At 72.1% G+C, this 15,696-nt stretch carries 16 protein-coding genes and 2 pseudogenes; 8 read left to right on the forward strand and 10 right to left on the reverse strand.

Annotation, left to right across the window (positions count from 1 at the left end):
• Positions 1-7 precede the first annotated feature (7 nt).
• Complete coding sequence (locus tag A6Q81_RS08090) at positions 8-799, reverse strand: purine-nucleoside phosphorylase (protein ID WP_253025876.1); 792 nt, start codon at positions 797-799, stop codon at positions 8-10.
• A 180-nt stretch (positions 800-979) separates the two neighbouring features.
• Between A6Q81_RS08090 and A6Q81_RS08095 the strand changes: the two genes are divergently transcribed.
• A complete protein-coding gene (locus A6Q81_RS08095) occupies positions 980-1,186 on the forward strand; it encodes a hypothetical protein (RefSeq protein ID WP_286690124.1) in 207 nt (68 codons plus the stop codon).
• Positions 1,187-1,305: 119 nt separating this feature from the next.
• Here A6Q81_RS08095 and A6Q81_RS08100 read toward each other — a convergent pair whose 3' ends face one another.
• Positions 1,306-2,124, reverse strand: coding sequence for an aldo/keto reductase (locus tag A6Q81_RS08100; RefSeq protein ID WP_286690125.1), 819 nt, complete (start codon positions 2,122-2,124; stop codon positions 1,306-1,308).
• 113 nt (positions 2,125-2,237) lie between these two features.
• Entirely contained in the window at positions 2,238-3,356 is a 1,119-nt protein-coding gene (locus A6Q81_RS08105; protein ID WP_253025882.1) for a citrate synthase 2, read from the reverse strand.
• An 80-nt stretch (positions 3,357-3,436) separates the two neighbouring features.
• On the opposite strand from A6Q81_RS08105, the gene pdxH reads away from it, so the two are divergent.
• Positions 3,437-4,093: a pyridoxamine 5'-phosphate oxidase gene (pdxH, locus tag A6Q81_RS08110; protein ID WP_286690126.1), complete on the forward strand. Its 657-nt coding sequence runs from the start codon at positions 3,437-3,439 to the stop codon at positions 4,091-4,093.
• A gap of 22 nt (positions 4,094-4,115) precedes the next feature.
• Here pdxH and A6Q81_RS08115 read toward each other — a convergent pair whose 3' ends face one another.
• The gene (locus A6Q81_RS08115; protein ID WP_253025884.1) at positions 4,116-4,394 is read right to left on the reverse strand and encodes a hypothetical protein; all 279 of its coding nucleotides are present in this window, start codon (positions 4,392-4,394) and stop codon (positions 4,116-4,118) included.
• Positions 4,395-4,444: 50 nt separating this feature from the next.
• Here A6Q81_RS08115 and A6Q81_RS08120 point away from each other — a divergent pair, with 50 nt between their 5' ends.
• Entirely contained in the window at positions 4,445-5,701 is a 1,257-nt protein-coding gene (locus A6Q81_RS08120) for an MFS transporter (RefSeq protein WP_286690127.1), read from the forward strand.
• A 200-nt stretch (positions 5,702-5,901) separates the two neighbouring features.
• On the opposite strand, the gene A6Q81_RS08125 is transcribed toward A6Q81_RS08120, so the two are convergent.
• The 3 genes from A6Q81_RS08125 to A6Q81_RS08135 form a co-directional block, all read right to left on the reverse strand.
• The gene (locus tag A6Q81_RS08125; protein ID WP_286690128.1) at positions 5,902-7,206 is read right to left on the reverse strand and encodes a hypothetical protein; all 1,305 of its coding nucleotides are present in this window, start codon (positions 7,204-7,206) and stop codon (positions 5,902-5,904) included.
• A gap of 81 nt (positions 7,207-7,287) precedes the next feature.
• Positions 7,288-8,007: a hotdog family protein gene (locus tag A6Q81_RS08130; RefSeq protein WP_286690129.1), complete on the reverse strand. Its 720-nt coding sequence runs from the start codon at positions 8,005-8,007 to the stop codon at positions 7,288-7,290.
• 38 nt (positions 8,008-8,045) lie between these two features.
• Positions 8,046-9,401, reverse strand: coding sequence for a cryptochrome/photolyase family protein (locus A6Q81_RS08135; protein ID WP_286690130.1), 1,356 nt, complete (start codon positions 9,399-9,401; stop codon positions 8,046-8,048).
• Positions 9,402-9,447: 46 nt separating this feature from the next.
• Here A6Q81_RS08135 and A6Q81_RS08140 point away from each other — a divergent pair, with 46 nt between their 5' ends.
• Complete coding sequence (locus A6Q81_RS08140) at positions 9,448-10,137, forward strand: iron-dependent transcriptional repressor DtxR (RefSeq protein ID WP_067859227.1); 690 nt, start codon at positions 9,448-9,450, stop codon at positions 10,135-10,137.
• Positions 10,138-10,185: 48 nt separating this feature from the next.
• Here A6Q81_RS08140 and A6Q81_RS08145 read toward each other — a convergent pair whose 3' ends face one another.
• The 3 genes from A6Q81_RS08145 to A6Q81_RS08155 are packed head-to-tail and all read right to left on the reverse strand — an operon-like array spanning position 10,186 to position 13,204.
• Entirely contained in the window at positions 10,186-11,091 is a 906-nt protein-coding gene (locus A6Q81_RS08145; protein WP_286690131.1) for an NAD(P)H-binding protein, read from the reverse strand.
• A gap of 2 nt (positions 11,092-11,093) precedes the next feature.
• On the reverse strand, positions 11,094-11,900 hold the full coding sequence (locus A6Q81_RS08150) for a DUF1295 domain-containing protein (protein WP_286690132.1): 807 nt from the start codon (positions 11,898-11,900) through the stop codon (positions 11,094-11,096).
• Complete coding sequence (locus A6Q81_RS08155; RefSeq protein WP_286690133.1) at positions 11,897-13,204, reverse strand: SAM-dependent methyltransferase; 1,308 nt, start codon at positions 13,202-13,204, stop codon at positions 11,897-11,899. Before A6Q81_RS08155 ends, A6Q81_RS08150 begins: the two co-directional genes overlap by 4 nt.
• A 128-nt stretch (positions 13,205-13,332) precedes the next feature.
• Between A6Q81_RS08155 and A6Q81_RS08160 the strand changes: the two genes are divergently transcribed.
• From A6Q81_RS08160 to A6Q81_RS08170, 4 genes and pseudogenes are all read left to right on the forward strand, one after another.
• A complete protein-coding gene (locus tag A6Q81_RS08160) occupies positions 13,333-13,782 on the forward strand; it encodes a PGPGW domain-containing protein (protein WP_286690134.1) in 450 nt (149 codons plus the stop codon).
• A gap of 301 nt (positions 13,783-14,083) precedes the next feature.
• A pseudogene (locus A6Q81_RS17210) lies at positions 14,084-14,341 on the forward strand (S8 family serine peptidase); the annotation flags it as partial.
• Between the two features lie 26 nt (positions 14,342-14,367).
• Positions 14,368-14,841: pseudogene (locus tag A6Q81_RS08165) on the forward strand (S8 family serine peptidase); the annotation flags it as partial.
• The coding region (locus tag A6Q81_RS08170) for a 1-aminocyclopropane-1-carboxylate deaminase/D-cysteine desulfhydrase (RefSeq protein WP_286690136.1) at positions 14,838-15,696 on the forward strand (859 nt) is incomplete at its 3' end. The pseudogene A6Q81_RS08165 and the gene A6Q81_RS08170, both read left to right, overlap by 4 nt.

Here is a 15,696-nt window from a genome sequence, read left to right on the forward strand (position 1 = left end):
GTCAGGCTCAGATGCGGGGGATGACGTCGGCGAGCAGGGCGCCCATGCGGCTCGCGGCCGCCTTCCCGGCCTCGAGCACCTCCTCGTGGTTCAGGGGTTCGCCGGAGATGCCCGCGGCGAGGTTGGTCACCAACGACAGGCCGAGCACCTCGAGGCCGGCCTCACGGGCCGCGATGGCCTCGAGCGTGGTCGACATGCCCACCAGGGTTCCCCCGATCGCGCGGACCATCCCGATCTCGGCCGGCGTCTCGTAGTGCGGTCCAGGGAACTGCACGTAGACCCCCTCGTCGAGCGACGGGTCGACCTCGCGGCAGAGGGCGCGCAGGCGGCTCGAGTACAGGTCGGTCAGGTCGACGAAGTTCGCGCCCTCGATGGGGGAGGTGGCCGTCAGGTTGATGTGGTCGCTGATCAGCACGGGGGTGCCGGGGGTCCAGCGCGGGTCGAGCCCGCCGCAGCCGTTGGTGAGCACGACCGTGCGCACGCCCGCGGCCGCTGCGGTGCGGACGCCGTGCACGACGGCGGCCACGCCCTTGCCCTCGTAGAAGTGGGTCCGGCCCAGGAACACCAGGGCGCGACGCTCGCCCACCTGCACCGAGCGGACGGTCCCGCCGTGGCCCGCGACCGCCGGGGCGCTGAAGCCGGGCAGGTCCGCGAGCGCGATCTCGTGGTCGGGGGTGCCGAGCGCGTCGGCGGCGGGCAGCCAGCCCGAGCCCATGACGAGGGCGACGTCGTGGGCCGCCCCTCCGGTGCGTTCGGCCAGGGCATCCGCGGCGGCGCGGGCGAGGTCTGCGGTGGTCACCGTCCCACCCTACGAGACGTCGCGGTCGGGGCATCCGCGGCCGGCCGCGCACCGGACGCCCGGCGTTCCAGGCGCGAGCGACGTCCGCGCCGCAAAAAACTGATGACTACCAGGGTCTAGTCCCAAAGGACTAGTTCGGTGTAGTCTCCTGCTACCAGGACGACCACGGAAGGAACCACGGTGTCGACGAACCGCACGCGCTCCATGATCGCCTCAGCCGGTGCCGCCGCCCTGTTCACGATGGCTCCGGCCGCCGCGAACGCGACCGTCCAGGGAATCCAGCCGCTCGGCCAGGGCATCCAGCCCCTGGGTGAGGGCATCCAGCCGCTCGACGACACCGCCGGCATCCAGCCGCTGGTCGCGGGACTGGTGCCCGACGCCGGCTGACACGACGTCCGACCTGTCGGGGGACGGGTCGGCGGTGGAGCATCTCGGGGGGATGGTCCATCACACACGACGAGACCCTGGCCGTTCGGGGGGATGGCCAGGGTCTCGTCGCGTGCGGGTCAGTTGAACTCGGCCGGGTCCGGGCCGGTGCGCTCGTCGCGGTTGATCGCGCTGATGCGCTGCAGCTCCTCGTCGGAGAGCGTGAGCTCGGTGGCGGCGAAGTTCTCGGCGATGCGCGACGGCGTCACCGACTTCGGGAAGACCACGTTGTCGAGGGCGAGGTGCCACGCCAGCACGACCTGGCCCGGCGTCGCGTCGTGCGTCTGCGCGATCTCCACGACCGCGGACTCGTCGAGCACCCCGCCCTGGGCCAGCGGGCTCCACGCCTCGGTCACGATGTCGTGCTCGGCGTGGTAGGCGCGCAGCACGTCCTGCGTGAGGGCCGGGTGCAGCTCGATCTGGTTGACCACCGGGGTGGTGAGTCCCTCGTCGGCGAGGCGCTGCAGGTCCTGCACGCGGAAGTTCGAGACGCCGATCGAGTGCACGCGCCCGTCGGCCTTGAGCTGCTCGAAGGCCTTCCACGTGTCGACGTAGGTGTCGTGCGCGGGCGTCGGCCAGTGGATCAGGTAGAGGTCGAGCGTGTCGATGCCGAGGCGGCCCATGCTGGCGTCGAAGGCGCGCAGCGTGGACTCGTGACCCTGGTCCTCGTTCCACAGCTTCGTGGTCACGTAGACCTCGTCGGCGAGGCCCGTGGCCTTCAGGGCGGCGCCGACGCCCTCCTCGTTGCCGTAGATCCGGGCGGTGTCGATGTGGCGGTAGCCGACCTCGAGCGCCTGCTCGACGGCCGCCTGGGTGTCGGCGGGGTCGATCTGGAACACGCCGAAACCGACCTGCGGGATCGTCGTGCCGTCGTTGAGTGCGATGTCGCGTACGGTCATGTCTTCCACCGTAGGGGCCTGCTGGTGATGCGCAGCCCGAGCCGCGACGACGACGACGGCGCCCGCCCCGACGTGGTCGGGGCGGGCGCCGTGTGCTCGCGCGGGGCGTGGGGTCAGCGGTCGGCCCAGGCCGGGTTCCAGCCGTCGACCTCGTCGGCCTTGCGCTCGGACGGACCGACGTAGATCGACGAGGGACGGATGAGCCGGCCCTTCTTGTACTGCTCGAGGATGTGCGCGCTCCAGCCGGCCGTGCGGGCCGACGTGAACATCGCGGTGAACATGTTCGGGGGGACCTCGGCGAAGTCGAGGACGATGGCCGCCCAGAACTCGACGTTGGTCTCGAGCACGCGGTCGGGGCGACGGGCGCGCAGCTCGGCCAGAGCGGCCTGCTCGAGGGCCTCGGCGACCTCGGCGCGCGGCGCGTTCAGCTCCTTGGCCGTGCGGCGCAGGGTGCGGGCACGGGGGTCCTCGGCGCGGTACACGCGGTGCCCGAAGCCCATGAGGCGCTCGCCGGAGTCGAGGAGCTGCTTGACGTAGCCCTCGGCGTCGCCGGACTTCTCGACCTGCTCGATCATGTGCAGCACGCGCGAGGGCGCGCCGCCGTGCAGCGGTCCCGACATGGCGCCCACCGCGCCCGAGAGCGCGGCGGCGACGTCGGCGCCGGTGGAGGCGATCACGCGTGCGGTGAAGGTGGAGGCGTTCATGCCGTGCTCGGCGGCCGACACGAGGTAGGCGTCGATGGCCTTGGCGTGGTCGGGGTTGACCTCGCCGCGCCAGCGCATGAGCATGCGCTCGACGATCGTCTCCTGCTCGTCGATGACCGCCTGGGGCACCATCGGCAGGCCGACGCCGCGCGCCGCCTGGGCGACGTACGACAGGATCATGACGGCGGTGCGGGAGAGGTCCTCGCGGACCTGCTCGGGGGTCTGGATGTCGTACAGCTGGCGCAGGCCCCAGGCCGGCGCGGTGAGCGCGATGGCGCTCTGCACGTCGGCGCGGATGTCGCCGGAGTGGACGGGGATGGGGAACGGCTCGGCGGGCGGCAGGCCCGGCTCGTAGTGGCCGTCGACGAGGAGTCCCCAGATCTTCTCGAACGGCACGCGACCGACGAGGTCGTCGATGTCGACGCCGCGGTACCGCAGCGCGGACCCTTCCTTGTCGGGCTCGGCGATCTCGCTCTCGAACGCGACGACTCCCTCGAGCCCGTGGTGCACCTGTACGTCATCAGCCATGTCTGCATTCTGCCCTGAGCCATGAGCACCCGGCACGGCGAGTCCTGCTGGCTGGTCCGGGCGGCGCTAGCGTGAGCCGCATGGAGCGTCCGATCGACCACGACCGTCTGGCGGCGATGCGCAGCGAGTACGAGGAGGGCGGGCTCGACGAGGCGCAGGCGGGCGACGACCCGTTCGACCTGCTGACCCGGTGGCTGCGGGACGCCGTCGACGCGGGCGTGCCGGAGCCGAACGCGATGGCGCTCGGCACCGCCACCCTCGACGGTCGCCCGTCGGTGCGGATCGTCCTCATGAAGGGCCTGGACGAGCGCGGCGTCACGTTCTTCACGCACTACACGTCGCGCAAGGGCAGCGAGCTCGAGGCGAACCCGCGGGCGGCCGCCACCTTGCTGTGGCACCCCGTGCAGCGCCAGGTGCGGTTGGAGGGGTCCGTGCAGCGTCTGCCGGCGGCCGAGAGCGACGCCTACTTCGCGAGCCGACCGCACGGCGCCCAGGTCGGCGCCGTCGGGTCCCACCAGTCCCGACCCGTCACCGACCGGCGTGCCCTCGAGGCCCAGGTCCGGGCCGCGGAGGACGCGGCGGGCGACGGCGAGGTGCCGCGACCGTCGACCTGGGGCGGCTACCTCCTGGTTCCGGAGACCATCGAGTTCTGGCACGGTCGACGCAACCGCGTGCACGACCGGCTGCTGTACCGCCGCGACGTGGGGGGATGGGAACGCGTGCGGCTCCAGCCGTAGTGATCGGGACGACGCACAGCCGTCAGAGGTAGAGCGCCGCCGCGGCGAGGGCGGGCAGCAGGCCGAGCAGGGTCCACGGCGACACGGGGGAGAGGCGGTGGACGAGGCGCCCGGCGGACACCGCGGCCATGCCGAGGGCCGCCATCACGCCGACGAGCACCAGCGCCGCGTCGTGCCGCTCGTCGGCGAGCATTGCGACCGCGGCGGTGAGGGCACCGAGCGGGAAGCACGAGACGGCGAGCACCAGCAGGCTGATGATCCACTGCTGCACCTTCTGCGTCGACATCGGTGCGCGGGCCATGAGGGCATCCTGCCAACCGGCAGGTCCGGGGCATGCGTCAGGATCGTTGCGTGAGTCGACTGTCCGGGGTGCTGACCGACGTGCGCCCGCTGCGGGCCTCCCCGGCGTACCGACGGCTCTGGATCGGCCAGACCGTGTCGGCCTTCGGCCAGCAGATGACGATCGTCGCGATCGCCTTCGAGGTCTACTCGCTCACCCGCTCGTCGTTCTCCGTCGGTCTGATCGGGCTCGCCGGGCTGCTGCCCCTGGTGCTCGGCGGTCTCTACGGCGGCGCGCTCTCCGACGCCTTCGACCGACGCCGGGTGGCGCTGTTCTCGGCGCTCGGGCTGTGGCTGTGCTCGATGGCGCTGGTGGCGCACAGCCTCGCCGGCATCGACTCCGTGGGATTCCTCTACGGGCTGGTGGCCGTGCAGTCGGCGCTGTTCGCGGTGAACCAGCCCGCCCGCTCGGCGATGCTGCCGCGACTGCTCCCGGCCGAGCTGCTGCCGGCGGCGAACGCGCTGGGCATGGCGGCCACGAACCTCTCCTTCACGGCCGGCCCGCTGCTCGGCGGCGTCCTCATCGCGTGGAAGGGCGTCGACGCCGCCTACGTGGTCGACGTCGTGCTGTTCGTCGCCGCGCTGTACTCGTTGTCGCGGCTCCCGGCCATGCCCCCGACGTCGCAGCAGGGCTCGCCCGGCCTGCGGTCGGTGGTCGAGGGGCTGCGCTTCCTCGGCACCGCGCCGAACGTGCGCATGACGTTCGTCGTCGACCTGTTCGCCATGGTGCTGGCGCAGCCGAGGGCGCTGTTCCCGGCGCTCGCCGTCACCGTGTTCGCCACGGGGCCGGAGACCTTGGGGCTGCTGCAGGCGGCGCCTGGGATCGGTGCCGTGGCCGCGTTCCTCGTCTCCGGCTGGGTCAGCCGGGTCCATCGCCACGGCGTGGCCGTCGTCGCGGCGGTGTGCGTGTACGGCACGGTCGTGGCCCTGGCCGGCGTCTCGGTGTTCTCCGGCGCCTCGCTGCTGTGGCTGTGCGTGCTGATGCTGGCCTGCTCCGGTGCGGCCGACATGGTCAGCGCGGCGTACCGGTCGACCATCCTGCAGACCGCCGCCCCCGACGAGATGCGCGGTCGGATGCAGGGGGTGTTCATCGTCGTCGTCGCCGGTGGGCCGCGACTCGGCGACTTCGTGATGGGCTCGCTCGCCGGTCTGGCCGGCGAGGCGTGGGCGATGACCGTCGGCGGAGCGCTCTGCGTGGCCGCGACGGCGTGGTTCGGGCTGCGGTCGCGAGGCTTCCGCGCCTACGACGCGCGCAACCCCACCCCCTGAACAGCGGAGCGGAGGTTCCGTCAGGTGGGCTTGGGGCTGGAGCTACTGGGCTTGACGTACCGGCCCGAGACGACGGACCGGGTTGCAGACGACGAGGAACGACGTGTTCCCTCGATGGAGCGAATCGTTCCCATCGCACGCTCAGTGGTCTTGATCTTCCGGGCCATGTCAGGTTCCTCCGTCGCCAGCGTATCGCGCTCTCACCATGGTGTACCCCGAGCCTCCGACACAAGCCAGGCCCAGCACTGGATCGCCAGGGACGTGGCAGCAACGGCAGAACCGCTCCACCACAGCACGTCTGTGAAGGGCGAGTGCAGGACTCCTACGAGGCTTGCCGCCCCGGCGAGCAGGAGAACGATGCAGACGACCGTCAACAAGCGCAACGGCCACCACAGGTGCGAGAGCACGGCGTTCTCGCTCGGTCGTGAGAGCGCCAGCGAGTACGCCGCAGGAATGATGAGGAGCACGGCACCAGCGCCGTCGCTACTGGTCAGGAGAGCCTCGTGCGCGCCGGGCAGCAGTCGTTCGAGAGCGAAGACCACGGTCGTGAAAGCAGTGGTGAAGAGAGCAACTGACCTCATTCCCCCGCGGGGAACCATGAGGCTCAAGACTGCCTTCTCCTGTGGCGAGACGTCGTAGGACTCGACTGTGTGTCCTATCAACCCGACCTGATCGTCTTCACGGAACGGTGAGTGGCCCGCTCCCATCGGTAGTGACATGTGAGAGATCAGCATCCCCGGTACCGCATGGACCTCCAAGTGGTACGACGCCGCGTCCGAGGCGCCGCCGACGTCCAACTGCAGAGGTAACGCTCTCAGCCCCAGCCCCACCTGGAAGCGCTCCACGAGCGTTGGTAGCTCGTCCGGAAGATCGATCTGCCAGTGCGACGAGTACTTCACGATCTGCCTCTGACAAGAATCGACGGGCAGGAGGGTGATGAGCAGAAAGTTTCGAGCCAAGTCTTGGGCGAGGTTCCTCGTGTCCCGGTCCAGACGCTCGGCCTCGAGCACGCTGGCACCTTGAACCGTGCCGTCGACGAGGTCGTCCGCAATCTTGGCTGCTTCCGCAGCGGGGCTGTGAACCACGTCGTACAGAGCCTGGAGGATGTCAGGTCCCAGATCATGGCCGAGGTCGACCCTGAAGCGTTCTGCGAGGACCGACCAGGCTACGAAGCCGTCGTCGGTGCGCCCCAGAACAGTCAACGGACGTCCGTCCTGGTCCTGCAGGTCGAAATCTCTGAGCGGTCGCTTCTCCAGCATCGTCAAGGGCACGATGCGCCACGTCGGCTGCTCGGCGTCGCCTCCGACGGTTGCATCTCCGTAGGGCGTGAAGTCCAGCGAGACCCGCCGCCGCCCGAGCTCTCCTTCGAGCAGGCGCAGGCTTTCAACCTTCCTGTGCTTCCAGGAGGACCCGACTGCGAGCGCGGCGGCGACCTTCGACCCGAGCTCGTAGTCGGGCCTTGCCATGTCGGGGAACAAGACATGTGCACTCGCACCTACGGTCATCCGGTCAGCGTCGCAGATCCCGCTGACAACGTGCGGACGCGACCGTTGCGGTCGGAGTTCTGTGCGGTGGGAGAGCTGCTCTCAGGAGAAGCGGGCGAGGTCGATCTCGATCCACACCTGCTCGGCGCGACCGAGCAGCTCGCCGTCGGTGGTGTGCAGGGCGGTGGCGGTGCGGAACTTGCGACCGTCGCGCTCGCGCAGCAGACCGGACGCGACCAGCGGCTCGCCCGCGGCCGGACGGCGCAGCACGTGCGCCGTCATGCGGCCGAGCACCATCGCCTGAGCGGTGAAGTCGGCGGCCCAGCCGCCCGGGCAGTCCAGCGCCGCCCAGGTGGTCGGCACGTCGAGCAGCCCGTCGTCGCCGGCCACGCCCGGGTCGGGCGTCCAGGTGCCTGCGGTGCGCCGGCCGTCGCCCACCGGTCCGGTGAACAGCCGCAGGCCGTCGCCGGCCTCCCGGGCCGTGCCGCAGGTGAAGCACCGGTCGAACGGGTGCAGCGTGAAGCCGGGGTAGGACGCCACGCCGGCCTCGGCCTCCTCGGCCGACGGCGCGGGCAGGGGGTCGTGCTCGAACGCACCGGCCGACGCCTGCCCGATCAGCGCCCCGCCCGCCGTCACGAGCCGGACCTCGTCGGGGTGCTCCTCCCACGTGAGCGGCACCTCGAGCGGCGGGGGCTGGCGCAGCGTGGCCGTCACGACCTCGTCGCCGTGCCGCTGGGTCTGCTCGTGGGCGAGCAGCCCGCTGACCCACCCTCCGTTGCCGGAGTGCTCGGGGCCGTTGAACCTGCGGGGGATCGTGGTCACTGATCCACCGTAACCAGGCGCGGACCGTCCGCGACGGATCAGGACCGGAGCGCCTCGTACCGACGCAGCGACTCCTGGCGCTCCTCGGCGTGGTCGACGATGGGGGCGGGGTAGTCGGCCGGCGGCTCGTCCAGCCTCCACGGCTCGTGGACGAACTTTCTTGGCACGTCTTGCAGCTCCGGCACCCAGCGTCGGACGTAGGTCCCGTCGGGATCGAACTTCTTGCCCTGCGACGTCGGGTTGAAGATGCGGAAGTACGGCGACGCGTCGGTGCCGCAGCCCGCGACCCACTGCCAGCCGTGCTGGTTCGACGGCGGGTCGGCGTCGACGAGCAGGTCGAGGAAGTGGTCGGCGCCCACGGTCCACTCCAGGTGCAGGTCCTTCACGAGGAAGCTGGCGACGATCATGCGCACCCGGTTGTGCATCCAGCCCTCGGCGAGCAGCTGGCGCATGCCGGCGTCGACGATCGGGAACCCGGTGCGTCCGTCCTTCCACGCCTGCAGGTCCTCGCCCGGCTCGTCGTAGTCCATCGCCTCGAACCGCTTGTCGTAGTAGCCGGCGAGCGTGTCGGGTCGGTGGTGCACGACGTCGGCGTAGAACTCGCGGAACGCGAGCTCGCGCGCATACGCCTCCGCCCCCTTGCTGCCTCGCTCGGCGAGGTCGGCGAGCATCGTGCGCGGGTGGATCGTCCCCCACTTCAGGTGCACCGACATGCGCGACGTCGCGTCGCGCCCGGGCAGGTCGCGCAGGTCGTCGTACTCGTCGACCTGGTCGAGGTACTCGCGCCAGCGACGCCGGGCGGCGTCCTCGCCCAGCGGCGGGAGCGCGACGCCGTCGGGCGGGTCGACGTCGGGGATCTGCTTGGTGCGCACGTCGGCGCGGATCCACGGCACCGACCGCACGCCGGGAGCGGGCGCGCGCCACCCGTGCTGCCGCCAGGCGCGGTAGAACGGCGTGAAGACGCGGTACGGGCTGCCGTCGTCCTTCGTGACCCGCCCCGGCGCGACGGCGTACGACGAGCCCGTGCGCACGAGGGCGACGTCGTCGTCGGCGAGCGCCTTCTCGACCCGGTCGTCACGGTCCTTCTCGTACGGGCCGTAGTCGGCGGCCACGTGCACGCTCGTCGCCCCGACCGCCCGGGCGACGCGGGGCACCGCCTCCCACGGCTTGCCGTGCACGACCGTGAGCCCGCCGACGCGCTCGTCGAGGTCGCGCAGGAGCGCCATGAGGTAGGCCAGGCGGGTCCGACCGTTCGGTCCCCAGTAGTGGTCGTCGAGCACGAACATCGGCACGACCCCGTCCGGGCCCGCCTCGATCGCCTCGCGGAGCGCGGGGTTGTCGTTCAGCCGGAAGTCGGAGCGGAAGCAGATCACGGAGGTCGACACGGTTCTCATCCTCACGCGTGCACGGGCTGTCTGCACGCCATGGAACAATGGGCGCGTGAGCGAGCTGATCGACACCACCGAGATGTACCTGCGCACCGTCTTCGAGCTGGAGGAGGAGGGCATCGTCCCCCTGCGCGCGCGCATCGCCGAGCGTCTGCACCAGAGCGGCCCGACGGTCAGCCAGACCGTCGCCCGCATGGAGCGCGACGGCCTGCTCACCGTCGAGGGCGACCGTCACCTCGAGCTGTCCGACAAGGGCCGCGCCCTCGCCACCCGCGTCATGCGCAAGCACCGCCTCGCGGAGCGTCTGCTCACCGACATCATCGGTCTGGAGATCGAGTTCGTGCACGAGGAGGCGTGCCGCTGGGAGCACGTCATGTCCGAGCAGGTCGAGCGCCGCCTGGTCGAGCTGCTCGAGCACCCCACGGAGTCGCCGTACGGCAACCCAATCCCGGGCCTGGACGAGCTCGGCGAGACCGTCGACCCCTCCCTGTTCCTGCACGGCGTGGAGCCGCTCACCCGTGCGGTCCGCGGTGGCGACGAGCCGGTCCGCCGGATCGTGCGTCGCATCGCCGAGGAGCTGCAGAAGGACACCGAGGTCATGTCGGTGCTGCGCCGGGTCGGCGCGCTGCCCGGCAACGACGTCCTCGTCTCGCGCGGTCACGACGGCGTCGTCGTCGCCCGCCAGGGCGAGACCGCCGAGGTCGACGCCGACGCCGCGGTGCACATCTTCGTCAGCGAGTAGCCGCCCCGGGCCTGGCCCGCACGGTCAAGCCCTACGACGACGCGACGCTCAGGCGTTCGCGCGCCGCAAGGCCTCCTCGACACCGGTCGGGCCGCCCTCGGGCGGGCCCACGAGCGTCTCGAGGTCGCGCTCGGTGCACACCATGTCGAGGCTGAGGCTGTGCACGAGGGCCGCGTTCAGCGAGCTCGACCCGGGCGCGAGCGTGCCGACGACCAGGCTGAACGTGTGCGGCAGCAGCACGGGGAACAGCAGCGTCGGAGGACGACGACGGCCCGACGCGTGCGCGTGCGCCTCCAGCAGCTCCCGGTAGCTCATGACGTCGGGACCACCCACGTCGAAGCCTCGGTTCACGTCGTCGTCGAGGTCGGTGACGGCGACGAGGTAGTGCAGCAGGTCGTCGAGCGCGACCGGCTGCATGTGCCGGCGCAGCCACGTCGGCCCGACCACCACGGGCAGCAGCCGGGTCGCGACCTCCATGAGGTCGAACGACGCCGACCCGCGTCCGATGACCATGCCCGCGCGCAGGACGACGGCGGGCACCGCGCCGGCGAGGAGGATCTGCGCGACCTCGTCGCGCGACGCGAGGTGCTCGGTCGGCTCGCTGCCGGCCGGCGGGCGCAGGCCGCCCAGGTAGACGATGCGACGCACGCCGGCCCGCTCGGCCGCGGCGGCGAACGTCTGCGCCATCTCGCGGTCGGCGGCCGCGTAGTCGTCGCCGTCGGACATCGCGTGCAGGAGGTAGTGGGCCACGGCCACGCCGTCGAGCGCCCGCTCCAGCGACGCCGCGTCGGTCGCGTCGCCGCGCACGACCTCGACGTGCTCGACCCACCCGGCGTCGGGCAGCCGGGCCGGGTCGCGCACGAGCACGCGCACCTCGCGGCCGAGCTCGACGAGTCGCGCGGCCAGGTGGGCGCCGACGAAGCCGGTGACCCCGGTGACGAGCACCGGCGCCATGCTCAGGCCTTCTTCGGGGGCAGGGGGATGAAGCCGCTCGTGCGACGCACGTAGTCGTCGTAGCCGGGCTTGCTCTTGCGCATGCCCTTCTCGTTGTTCGCGGCCCCGGTGACCTTGGTGAGGAAGATCGTCATGGCGATCGGGCTGACGACGGTGGCGACACCGGCCCACGACGACGCGGCGACCAGCCAGATGCCGGCCCACACGCAGGCGTCACCGAAGTAGTTCGGGTGCCGGGTGTAGCGCCACAGGCCCTGGTCCATGATCTTCCCCTTGTTGTCGGGGTCCTTCTTGAACTGGGCGAGCTGCCAGTCGCCGACGGCCTCGAAGAACAGGCCGACCGCCCACACGACGACGCCGAGCCACCCGAGCCAGCCGACGACGCCGAGGTTGTTCATGCCGACCATGACCGGGGTGGCGACGAGGAACATCGCGATGCCCTGCGGCAGGAACACCCGGGTGAGCGCGACCTGCGCGAACGAGCGGCCGTCGGCCTCGGCCAGCTCGGCGTAGCGCGGGTCCTCGTCCTTGCCGCTGTTGCGGTGGTACAGGTGCGCGGCGAGGCGCAGGCCCCACAGCGTCACGAGGACCAGCAGGAGGAGCTGCGGCGCGGGCATGCCGTCGCCGGCGTTCGTCACGAAGACGGACACGACGGCGACGAGCACGAACCCGAGGGGCCAGGCGGTGTCGACGACGGTGAGCTTCTGCACGCGCACGGAGATGGCCATGCAGGCGCCCATGAAGACGACGACGGTCGCCAACCCGATCGCGAGCGTGAGCAGGCTGTGCGAGCCGTCGTTGGCGATCATGCGAGCCACTCCAGCGGGGTCAGCGGCATGTCGGAGCGTCCGGCCGGCGACGGCTTGACGGCGAGGATCTGGTCGACACCCATGCGGTTCTCCTCGAACGCGAGCGACCCGCCCGCCAGGTAGAGACGCCACACGCGGGCGGTCTCCTCGCCGACGAGCGCGACCGCGGTGCCCCAGTTCTCCTCGAGGTTGCGGGCCCAGCCGGCGACCGTCATCGGGTAGTGCTCGCGCATCGCCTGCACGTCGCGGATCTCCAGGCCGGCCCCGGCGATCAGGCCGATGGTCTTGGCGATCGGCTTCATGTGCATGTCGGGGGCGATGTAGGTCTCGATGAACGGGCCGCCGCCGGGACGGTCGCCGACCTGGTCGTTGCTGCGCGACATCTGCTGGATCAGCACGCGGCCGCCGGGACGCAGGTAGCGGTGGATCGACTCGGTGAACACGACGTACTCCTCGTCGCCGACGTGCTCGCCCATCTCGATCGAGGCGATCGCGTCGATGGTGCCGTCGGCCACGCCCGCCCCCGCGAGGTCGCGGAAGTGGCGCAGGCTCACCTCGACGCGACCCTGCAGCCCGCGCTCTGCGGCGCGCTTCATGACGAAGTCGCGCTGCTCGTGCGACAGGGTGACGCCGGTGACGTGGACGCCGTAGTGCTCGGCGGCGTGCAGGCTGAGCGAGCCCCAGCCCGAGCCGATGTCGAGCATCCGCATGCCGGGGCGGAGGCCGAGCTTGCGGCACACGAGGTCGAGCTTGGCGGTCTGCGCCTGCTCCAGCGACCAGGTCGGGTCGGCGTGGAAGCCGCTCGAGTAGGCCATCTGCGGGTCGAGGACGAGCTCGTAGAAGTCGTTGGAGAGGTCGTAGTGGTGGCTGATGGCGGCGCGGTCGCGCTCGCGGCTGTGCAGCTCGCCCGTCAGGTTCGACTCGGCGGCGGGTGCCTTCGGACGTCGACCGATCGCGCCGAGCCGCACGGCCAGCCAGGCGCCGCGCAGCGCGTGCCGGGCCTTGATGCGCGGGCGTGCGGCGTTCGCGTCGGCGGCGCGGGCGTCGCGGACGGCCTCCCACATGGTCCGCAGGCCGTCGGCGAGGTCGCCCTCGATGTCGAGGTCGCCCTGCACGTACGCGCGGGCGACGCCCAGCTCGCCGGGGGAGTACAGCACGTGGCGGACCGCGCGCTTGTCGCGCAGCACCAGGACGGGTGCGTCCTCGGGGCCGGCCTCGCTGCCGTCCCACAGCCGCAGTCGGACGGGGAGGGTCATGCCGAGGGCGTCCTCGGCGAGGGAGTGCAGCGCAGCAGCCTTGTTCATGGGGTCAATCCTGGTCCGGTCGGGTCGGCCCCGCCAGCCGGGGTCCGCGAGGGTGGTTCGACGCCGTCGGCGTCGGGGATCGGTGGGCGTCGGGTGCCGCGGCTGGGGCCGTGCGGCATCCTGAGCGCATGGAAGGTCGGGCCCGCGATCAGGGCGTGGTGGAGAGGGTCGTCACGGAGGTGCTCGGCTGGGCGGTCGTCGTCATCGGCATCATCCTCTGGCCGTTGCCGGGTCCTGGTCTGCTCATCATCCTCGCGGGCATCACGATCCTGGCACGGCAGCACGCGTGGGCGCGGCGGGTGCTGGACCCCTTGCGCGAGAAGGCGGTGGAGGCGGCCCGGTTCGGCGTGGCCACCTGGCCGCGCATCGTCCTGAGCGCGCTCGGCGGCGTCTGGCTCGCCGTGCTCGGTGTCGTGTGGTGGGTGAGCCCGACGATCCCGGAGTTCGAGGTGCTGGGCGTCGGCTTCGGGCCCCAGCTGCCCGCGGCGGGCTGGGCCACGGGTCTCGGGCTGGTCGCGTCGGCCTTCGCGGCGTGGGGTCTGCTCGTGTACAGCGTGCTGAGGTGGCGGGAGCGGTAGTCTCCGGCGCGTGACCTCACGCACGCGCAGCGTCCGGACGACCGCCCTGGTGGCGGTCCTCGCGGTCCTGGCGGGCACGGCCTTCGTGCCCGCGTCGGCCGCGTCGCGGGCGGACTCCGCGCGCGCTACGGCGGCGCGCATCGTCGCCTCCGCCCCGTCCGGGGGAGCGTTGCGGGTCGTCACGACCGTCACCGCACCCGACGGTCGACCCGTGGTGCGCACCGTCCGCGTGGCCGACCGTGCCCAGGCGCAGCGGGTCGTGGCCGCCCAGCTCGACGACCCGTCGGCGGTCACCGTCTCGATGGCGCAACCCGTCGCCGCGCTGCGCTCGAACGACACCCTGCGCGGTCGGCAGTGGGCACTCGACCGGCTCCAGGCGGAGACGCTGTGGCGCCGGGCCGACGGTCGCGCCACCCGCTCCACCCCGCGCGCCGTGGTCGCCGTCGTCGACACGGGCGTCGATCGCACCCACCCCGACCTGCGCGGCAACGTCATGCGCGGCGTCGACGTGCTCACAGGCGGGACGGTCAGCGGCGACCCCCACGGGCACGGCACCCACGTGGCGGGGTCAACCTCTCGCTCTCCGCCGGCACCGACGACCCGGCGCTCGCCCGCGCCGTGGCTTACGCGCAGCGCAAGGGCGTGCTCGTCGTCGCCGGCGCGGGCAACAGCGGGTGCGGGGTGCTGTTCCGTCCGGTCCAGTACCCGGCGGCCTACCCGGGCGTCGTGGGAGTCGGCTCGGTCGACGCCGACCTCAGGGGCTCGTCGTTCAGCAGCTGTGGCTCGTGGGTCGACGTCGTCGCTCCGGGACGGGGCATCTGGTCGACCGTCCCGCGCGACGACCGGCTGTCGTGCCGCGACGTCTACTGCGCGCTGAGCGGAACGTCGATGTCGTCGCCCTACGTCGCCGCGGCGGCCGCGCTCGCGATGAGCCGACGCGGGCTCAGCGCGCAGCGGGTCGCGGCGCGGCTCGAGGAGACCGCCCGCGACCTGGGTCCCCGCGGCAAGGACCAGAGGTTCGGCGCGGGCCTGCTCGACGCGCGGCGGCTGGTCGGATGAGCCTGCTCCTGCGCCGGTTCCCGGGCGCCGACCTGCCGTGGACGCGGCTGGGACGCGGGTCGACGCCGGTGCGTGAGCTCGATGGCTTCTGGCTGAAGGACGAGTCGGTCTTCGGCGACGGCGGTTGGGGCGGCAACAAGGTCCGCAAGCTGGAGTGGATCCTGCCCGACGTGCGACGTCGCAAGCGTGGGACGCTGCTCACGGTCGGCGGCATCGGCACCCATTGGGGCCTCGCGGCGGCGCTCTACGGACGCGAGGAGTGCCTGCGCGTCGTGCTGGGGCTCGTCGACCAGCCGGTCGACGACCACGTGCGCGAGCAGACCCGCCGCCTCGACGCGTCCGGTGCCGTGGTGCACCGCTTCCGCTCCGTGGCCCGGCTGCGGGCCGCGGCCCCGTTCCTGCTGGCCCGCTACGCCGACGGGCTGCGGACACCCGCCTACCTGCCGGCCGGCGGGTCGTCGCCCGTCGGCACGCTCGGCTACGTGGAGACGGCGCTCGAGATCGCCGAGCAGGTGCGGGCGGGTCTGCTGCCCGAGCCGGCGACGGTGGTGACGGCGGTCGGGTCGGGCGGCACGGCAGCGGGCCTGACGCTCGGCCTGCGGATGGCGGGGCTGCGCTCGCGCGTGCTCGGCGTCGTCGTCAACGACTCCTTCCGTCTCGACGCCGTCACGGTGGCGCGGCTGGCCGACGACACCGCGTCGTTGCTGCGCACGCGGGGCGCGCTCGTCGACGTCCGCGTCGGGCCCGACGACCTCGACGCCGACCACGGGTGGCTCGGCGCGACCTACGGGGCGTCCACCCCGGAGAGCGAGGCCGCCCTCGCCTGGGCCGCGGAGCAGGGCCTGCACCTCGAGC

This window comes from Aeromicrobium sp. REDSEA-S38_B2 (assembly GCF_001628525.1).
Taxonomy (GTDB): Bacteria; Actinomycetota; Actinomycetes; order Propionibacteriales; family Nocardioidaceae; genus Aeromicrobium; species Aeromicrobium erythreum.

Excerpts from the sequence above, each read along its gene's own strand:
- A6Q81_RS08100 (WP_286690125.1), bottom strand. The coding sequence starts at position 2,124 with ATGACCGTACGCGACATCGCACTCAACGACGGCACGACGATCCCGCAG.
- A6Q81_RS08105 (WP_253025882.1), bottom strand. The coding sequence starts at position 3,356 with ATGGCTGATGACGTACAGGTGCACCACGGGCTCGAGGGAGTCGTCGCG.
- pdxH (WP_286690126.1), top strand. The coding sequence starts at position 3,437 with ATGGAGCGTCCGATCGACCACGACCGTCTGGCGGCGATGCGCAGCGAG.
- A6Q81_RS08115 (WP_253025884.1), bottom strand. The coding sequence starts at position 4,394 with ATGGCCCGCGCACCGATGTCGACGCAGAAGGTGCAGCAGTGGATCATC.
- A6Q81_RS08125 (WP_286690128.1), bottom strand. The coding sequence starts at position 7,206 with ATGACCGTAGGTGCGAGTGCACATGTCTTGTTCCCCGACATGGCAAGG.
- A6Q81_RS08135 (WP_286690130.1), bottom strand. The coding sequence starts at position 9,401 with ATGAGAACCGTGTCGACCTCCGTGATCTGCTTCCGCTCCGACTTCCGG.
- A6Q81_RS08145 (WP_286690131.1), bottom strand. The coding sequence starts at position 11,091 with ATGGCGCCGGTGCTCGTCACCGGGGTCACCGGCTTCGTCGGCGCCCAC.
- A6Q81_RS08150 (WP_286690132.1), bottom strand. The coding sequence starts at position 11,900 with ATGATCGCCAACGACGGCTCGCACAGCCTGCTCACGCTCGCGATCGGG.
- A6Q81_RS08155 (WP_286690133.1), bottom strand. The coding sequence starts at position 13,204 with ATGAACAAGGCTGCTGCGCTGCACTCCCTCGCCGAGGACGCCCTCGGC.
- A6Q81_RS08160 (WP_286690134.1), top strand. The coding sequence starts at position 13,333 with ATGGAAGGTCGGGCCCGCGATCAGGGCGTGGTGGAGAGGGTCGTCACG.